Source organism: Arthrobacter sp. P1_B11 (assembly GCF_056406715.1).
On sequence record NZ_JBFTZQ010000033.1, the window covers coordinates 43,608 to 50,290 of the forward strand.

6 protein-coding genes are annotated in these 6,683 nt (G+C 64.7%); 1 reads left to right on the plus strand and 5 read right to left on the minus strand.

Annotation, left to right across the window (positions count from 1 at the left end; genetic code table 11):
* Positions 1-47: 47 nt before the first annotated feature.
* The 4 genes from AC1D14_RS19865 to AC1D14_RS19880 all read right to left on the minus strand — a co-directional run bounded on the left by AC1D14_RS19865 (position 48) and on the right by AC1D14_RS19880 (position 4,476).
* On the minus strand, positions 48-887 hold the full coding sequence (locus tag AC1D14_RS19865) for a phosphatase PAP2 family protein (RefSeq protein WP_230119511.1): 840 nt from the start codon (positions 885-887) through the stop codon (positions 48-50).
* A gap of 161 nt (positions 888-1,048) precedes the next feature.
* Positions 1,049-3,397 (minus strand): multicopper oxidase domain-containing protein, encoded by a 2,349-nt coding sequence (locus AC1D14_RS19870; RefSeq protein ID WP_230119510.1) that lies wholly within the window; start codon positions 3,395-3,397, stop codon positions 1,049-1,051.
* Positions 3,394-4,068, minus strand: a complete 675-nt coding sequence (locus tag AC1D14_RS19875) for a hypothetical protein (protein WP_476969054.1) — start codon at positions 4,066-4,068, stop codon at positions 3,394-3,396. The genes AC1D14_RS19870 and AC1D14_RS19875 overlap by 4 nt, the downstream gene beginning before the upstream one ends.
* Before the next feature lie 156 nt (positions 4,069-4,224).
* Entirely contained in the window at positions 4,225-4,476 is a 252-nt protein-coding gene (locus tag AC1D14_RS19880) for a hypothetical protein (RefSeq protein ID WP_230119508.1), read from the minus strand.
* Positions 4,477-4,971: 495 nt separating this feature from the next.
* On the opposite strand from AC1D14_RS19880, the gene AC1D14_RS19885 reads away from it, so the two are divergent.
* A complete protein-coding gene (locus AC1D14_RS19885; protein WP_230119507.1) occupies positions 4,972-5,433 on the plus strand; it encodes an Hsp20/alpha crystallin family protein in 462 nt (153 codons plus the stop codon).
* Positions 5,434-5,612: 179 nt separating this feature from the next.
* Here the strand turns inward: AC1D14_RS19885 and AC1D14_RS19890 are convergent.
* Positions 5,613-6,683, minus strand: a 1,071-nt coding sequence (locus tag AC1D14_RS19890; RefSeq protein WP_476969055.1) for a penicillin-binding transpeptidase domain-containing protein, incomplete at its 5' end; no start/stop codon positions are given.

Here is a 6,683-nt window from a genome sequence, read left to right on the forward strand (position 1 = left end):
CGGGGAAACGTGGTCATGTCCGACACGCCACGATTCCGCCACGAAGCCTACGGGACGGCGGCGGACGCGACATGCGACCGGTGTGTCCGGGCAGTCAGGTACAGGCGGTGGGCGGTAATTACCATCGCGAGCCACGCCGCCCCGAGAGACCACGCGGCCAACACGTCGGTCAGCCAGTGGTGTCCGAGGTAGACCCGGCTTAGCCCCATGGTTGCGGCGAAGAGTGCCGCGAGGATGACGGTCAGTGTCCGCACGCGCTGGGACCTCAGCCGGAGGACTATCAGGTAGGCGACGATGCCGGCGATGACGACCGAGTTCAGCGAATGGCCGCTTGGGAAGGATGCGGAGTACTCGTAGGGCGGGACGGCGTCGACCAGCGGTGGGCGGGTTCGGCCGATGAGCTGCTTGCCCGCGATGGTCATCAGCAGAGAACCGGCGCCGGCCGTAACGATGAGAATGACAGGGGTCCAGGATCGGCGCCGCAGAGCCAGTACAACCATGACAGTCAGCGCGAGAGCCGGCATGCCGACCGTGCCGCCGATGTCGGTGTATGCCGTGGCAAGGACGTCCACAACGGGGGAACGGACCGTCTTGGCGGTGTCAAGAACCGGATGGTCCAACCCCGCTACGCCGTCGGCCGCGACCACCGATTCGTACACCTGGGCGAAGACCGCAGATAGGGAAACGGCGATCATCGCCCCGACAATGAGTGTGACTATAAGCGCGGCGTGGGGACCAAGTAGGCGGCTGATCCGTTGAACCGCGCCGGCCAGGATCCGGCCGAAGCGGGTGTTCCACCGGGTGAGGTCCTGGTCGCCAACGAAACGGTCTTGGCGGACCTCCCCCTCCACGCCGCCGTTGAGAATTTCGTTGCCTTTCACCGTCATGATCGTTTCCTTAGGTCGCAGCCACCATCGTCAGTTAGTAAGCAACCTTATCGCTTAGCTCTCGTCGACGTAGAGCTTCGGCATGACAACGGAATCGGGCGTGCAGAATGCTCCCATGGAAGCATTGCGGATCCGGTCCGCAAGTCACAACGGCAAGCAGATCACGCGGCAGTCACCGCGACGGTTCTGGTTGCGAGCGTCTTGCCGGTGATCCAGTGCAGGAACTCGACGGAGATGGTGTACTTTCCGGCAGCGGGAGGGCGGAGCAGAAAGTCGATTTTCTCGGCTGCCCCGGATTTGATGATGTTGGTCAGTAGGGGTTGGCCTGCCGCTGAGGGGTGGACGGCCGGCCCGGTGGGGTTGGGGGTGTTCCAGAAGGGCCGGCCGTCATGGGCGATCAGTTCCGCGATCTTCACAGGGCGGCCCGCGGAGTCGGTAAACGTGGTGCGGGTGGGGAAGTAGTCCACGTTGATCATCCGCACCAGGGTGGGATGCTTGTTGCCTCGGACCACGTTGGCGCGCATGGCGGAGACAGCCCAGACGACGTCATCACCCACCGGCCTGTGGGCCACTGCCCCGCCAAGGAGGAAGAAGTGCCTGGGCTCGAAGCGGTTCAGGCCCACATCTTCGCCGGAGAGACCGGCGGCGTGGTTGAGCGTGTGCCACCGCGGATCGAGGGAGTAGGGCCCGATCACGGTCTCGGTGGCGATGTCATACAAGGGCCCGTTGACCGAATGGCGGCGGGTCCCGGCGGGCCAGGGGGACCTGGCGCTGGGCCGGGGATCGACGATGACCGCACCGAACATGCCCATCTGGACGTGCAGGGGCGTGTTGACGTGGCAGTGGTAGAAGTAGGTTCCTGAGGCCCCGCGGTTGGGGTTTCCGGGCACGCCCACGTCCGGCCGCCATTGGTAGGTGTAGTGACCGCTGACTTCGAAGGAGGTGTGGCCCACGCCGTCGTTGCGGGGGTCGGGTTCGATGCCGTGCCAGTGGATGGTGTGGACCCTTTTGCTGGGTTTGACCGTGCCGTGGAAGATCTGCCCCTCGGTCAGCCGAAGCGTCGAGCCTGGCAACTGCCGCCCCAATTTGTCGGCCTCAAAGCTCCACACTTCGTGCTCGGAGCCGTCGGGGAAGGTCATTTTCCGGTTGAAGAAGTCGAACTCCATGGCGACGTCCGGCGGCAGGGGATGTTCCGTTTCCGGGCTCCCCTCGTGGGGCTGGTTGGAGGCGAAGTCGACCTGGCTGCGGAACAGCTGGTGGGGGTCTGCGGCGGTGGGCGGCGTCCCTTGCGCCGGTGTGGGTGTCGCGGCCAGCACCCAGTCGGCAACCAGCCCGCCCGGGTAGAGCCCGCCGGCGGCAGTCTGGGACGGTTCCGCGTGGCAGTGCATCGGATATTTCCAGTCTCGGTCGCGTGCGTTCCAGACGGCGTCCACCACTTCCGGCGGGCGGCGGACGGGAAGCATTGCTTCCTTCCGCTCCAGCGGCTGGAGCTGGATGGTGTCCTCCCACTGCTGGAGGACGACGTCACCGACCGCGGTGACATGGCCGTTGGAGCGGGGGAAGTCGGTACCGTTGGCGCGCAGAGTCCAGACGTGGTTGCCGTGGTAGTGCAGCTGGTGGTCTGCGATTCCTGCGTTGACCATTCTCATCAGTTGCCCGGTGCGGATGGCGCCGGCAGCGGGGGAGGCGCTGAAATTCCGCACGTCGGTTTCGCGGGGAAACCCCGACGCGAGAGTGTCCTGATCGCGCCGTTCGTTCAGTTCCCTGTCCGTGCTGACCGCCAGCGCCTGGAACCCCGAATAGTCGTTGATGGTGAAGTACCGGGGAACGGCCGGAGTGGTGACCGGGTTGACGGTTTTTCCTTGTGAGGCAATCCGCGCCCAGTTCGAGTCGACGTCGTGGCAATACCACAGCCACTGCCGCTCGAACTCGGCCCCGCCGGGGGCGAGCCGCCAGGCGTTCCGCGGATCGATCACCACCAGTCCGCCGTAGAGGCCCAGGGTTCGTTCCACGGGTTCGTTGCCCGGGTCCGTGAACAGATAGGTTCCAGGTGCAGGTGCCGCAAACTGGAGCAGCTTCGTTGCCCCGGGGGCAACCGGTCCTGAGCTGACGTCCGCACTTGCCTTGCCGGCGCGGTGGAACCGGAGTTCGTGGGGCTGGGCGAGGTTGTTGTGCAGGAGGATCCGGATGGTGCTGCCCGTCTCTGCGATCAGGGTCCGGTCCGGGAAATAGCTGGCCCAGTACCCCCTCCGCGCCAGGTACGCTCCGCTGTTTGCCGTATCGGGCCGCAGCGGCTGCGGCCGGCCATGCGGCGGTATTGGGGCGCTCAGCGGATAGGTCCTGCTGGCCACAACCTGGCCGCCGGCGGTGAACACCCGAGGCGTCATGATCAGTGCGGGCTTCGGGTCCGTGACCGCGGTGCGCCGGTCCCCGAAGCCGCGGTGGTAGACCAGCGCCCCGTCCACCATCGGGATGAAGCCCTCGTTGATGTGGATGTCCAGGGTGCTCACGACCTGGCCCCGTTCACGGTCAGCGCTGGCAATGCAAGCTGCACGACTTGGTCCTTTTGCTCATCCGAAAACTCGAGTTCAAGGTCCGTGAGGTCGTTGGGTGCCAGGTAGCTGATCAGGACGCGCTCCTTGCTGTTTGCCCCGAGAACGCCCGGGGAATGGTCCGAATCCTGCGGAGTGATTGTTGTATCGGTAGGCAGCAGTCTGAGGCGCAGTTGCCCGGGGCTGAAGAGCACTGATTCCGGCCCAGTGTTATGCAGTTCGACGTCGAGGACGACCACATCGCCCCAGGTGAGGTATATCGGCTGGGGCAATCCCTGGGTCCACGGCTGCCGGCTGCCGTGCCCATGGCCATCGACCTCAGCCGCAGCCCCGGCGGGCTGAAGCGGCTGGTCGCCCGTTCGCGGTGCCAGGCCGCTGAGCAGGGAGGCCGTCGCCGCAAGGCTCGGTGCGGTCCGGCCTTGGGCGTCCAAGCGGGAAAAGCGTCCGGCCCGCAGGACCGACACCGTCCCGAAGGCTGTGGCCGCGATGGTTTCGGCGCTCTGATCACTGCGCGCCACCAGGCCGTATGTTCCTCCGGCCACCAGCACCATCGCGCCGCCGCCGACCATCCAGCCAAACTGGCGCCGGCTCAATGCCCGGTCAAAATATGTCCTCGAACCAGTATCCATGACCGCCCCAATGCGTTCGTAGTATCCCCTCATCGTGGGGGTGGAAACCTACGAAAACCTTGGACTTCCGGTGGGACATCTCATGATGGGCGCGGCATACGGTTCGTTGCACAGGCTGGAGCGGGGGCAGAGCACCCGAGGGACGGCGCGAAGGGGTTACCGGCGTGCGAGTTCCCCGACGCCCTTCCCGTGCCCGTGCAGCTTTTGGACCGACTTCCTAAACACTGTGGATGCGCCTTTGAACAGCCAGAGCGTCGTGATCTTTAGGAGGACGGTTACGAGCTGGATGGCCCCGCCCACGAGCAGGAGCAGGGTGACGGTGATGACGGCGGGCAGGAACATGAAGGAAACTGCCGTCATTGTGCCGAGATATGCGAGGGCATAGCCGACGATGGTGGTCTGGTCCACTGGGATCCTCTGAACGTCCGGATCGGCTCCGGCGCCTGCTGCGGAGTCCCCTTGCAGCTGCGGGTGATGCGGGCCCGGTCGTCGTTGACAGGTGCGCGATACACGGGACTGATGCTCCGAATGGTTGCCTGTTCGCCTGTTGTTGCGAGGGTCTTTAAACGTGGCGCCGGCTGCTTGCGGTCATATGGTCCCGGGTGGTTAGCCGTGGAAAACTGCTGGTGATCCCGACTGCCCCCTTTTTCCGATCTTCGTCGCGGTGACGCTGCTGCACCTGCCGATGTGGATTTTTTATAGCATCGCCGGGACGCCTCCGCAAGAGTCTGCGGGAGCAGACTTTTCAGGGGAGGGGACTGCAAGGCGGCGCAGGGGGCCGGAGGCCTTCGCGATGCCCGGAAGGCTGTCCTTTGCCACGGCCAAGGCGTACCTTTTTCTCACCAACAACACCGGGCCCGGGCCGGGCGCCTACCCCTCCGGCCGGAAAATGAGGAGGACAAGATGGAGAACTTTCTCCGGCGGGGCGGACTCGAAGTTCCCGAGCCCCTGCGCCGGTTACTGCAAGGCGACGCTGATCTCTGGCTTCGGGTAGAGGAATTCCAGGAGGGAACCACGCTGGTCGTCAGAACCGATGCACCCGGAGTCGATCCGGAAGAAGACGTCGACATCACTGTCTCCGATGACACCCTGCACATTGACGTGCGGCGGGAGGAAAACAAAGACGATAAGGACAAGACGGGCTATCGCAGCGAAGTCCGCTACGGCGACCACTCCCGCAGCATCTCCTTGCCCCGCGGTGTGAGCCAGGACGGCATCCTCGCCACGTACACCGACGGGGTCATCGAAATCCGTATCCAGCTTCCTGAACAGTTCCCAACCCCGGGCCCGAAGGTGCACGTCTCCCGCCCCGGAAGCCAAGGCCCCCACCAGTCTCCGGAGGCACCGGAGAACTACGTCACCTGACCCGGAACGCTTCGTGCATAGGGTGCCCGAGCACTGGCGCCGCCGGTTGCCTGGACGCCCGCGGGGCCAGTGTCCCGGATCCGCCTATTTGGGAGATTTCCGTTGACCGCCCTGACGTCGCATCGCCGCTGAGTGTCGCCCCGGACGTCATTCCCGTGCAGCACCCGCTCGGGGGTTTCCTAGGGTGCGGGTTTGCCGATGATGGACGCAGGCGGCTTGGGGAAGGCCGCCGCCGGGTACATTTTGGCCACTTTGAGCATGTAATTGGCCCATTGGGGTCCGGCGATCATGTACCCGTCGATGCGGCTGTAGAACTTTCCGTTGATGGTGAGGTTCCTGCCGGGCCGCTGCTGGCCTTCGAGGGTGTCGCCGAAGAAGGACGCTGTGGCGAGCCCGGTGGTGTAACCGACTACCCAGGTGGCGCCGTTGCTGTTGTTCGTTCCTGTCTTGGCCGCGACGGGGACCCGGCTTTGGACTTTGGGATTGATGTAGATGCCGGAACCCTTCCTGAGCACGTCCTGGAGTGCCGCATTCACGCCGCGGGCCACGTTCGGCTCTACGGCGTCACGGCAGCTGGGGGCCTGGGCCGGAAGTGCTTTTCCGGCGAGGTCCGCCACCCGGAGAATGGCGATGGGCTCGCAGTAGCGGCCGTCGGCGGCGAAGGTGGCAAAGGCATTGGCCATGTGCAGCGGTGCCACACCGGTGCCGCCCAGCACATTTCCGAGCTGGTGCATGTTGACCGTGGTGCCGTCCAGGCCGCTGTGGATGCCTACGGCTTTGACCATGTTCTGGATTCCGCAAATATCCAGTTGCGCCACTTCAGCAAATGTCGCGGTGTTGATGGAGTTGTAGAGGCCGTAGTTGGCCGGCATTTTGCGATAGTACCCCTCTGAGGCGTTTTGAAGATCGTCGGCGGCTTCCAGGCCGGCCCTTCGCTGCTTGGTGCTGTAGCCGCCTACGACCTTGCCGCAGGAAGACCGCCAGCGGAATCCCAGCGGGTACTCCCGCTTTGAGGCGTCCACCGTCTCCGTCATGGTCCTGCCTTCGTGCAGCCATTCGGCGAAGGTGAACGGCTTCATGGTGGATCCCGGCTGGAAGCCGCCTGCGCCGTTGAGGTCGTTGCCGTTGGCGTCCTTGGAATCCACGTTGAAGTTCAGCTGGGTATCGAACTTTCCGCGCTGGGGAAGGAACACCGTATTCTGCGCCATGGCGAGGATCTTGCCGGTTCCAGGCTGGACGGAGACCAGGGA

Excerpts from the sequence above, each read along its gene's own strand:
- AC1D14_RS19865 (WP_230119511.1), bottom strand. The coding sequence starts at position 887 with ATGACGGTGAAAGGCAACGAAATTCTCAACGGCGGCGTGGAGGGGGAG.
- AC1D14_RS19875 (WP_476969054.1), bottom strand. The coding sequence starts at position 4,068 with ATGGATACTGGTTCGAGGACATATTTTGACCGGGCATTGAGCCGGCGC.
- AC1D14_RS19885 (WP_230119507.1), top strand. The coding sequence starts at position 4,972 with ATGGAGAACTTTCTCCGGCGGGGCGGACTCGAAGTTCCCGAGCCCCTG.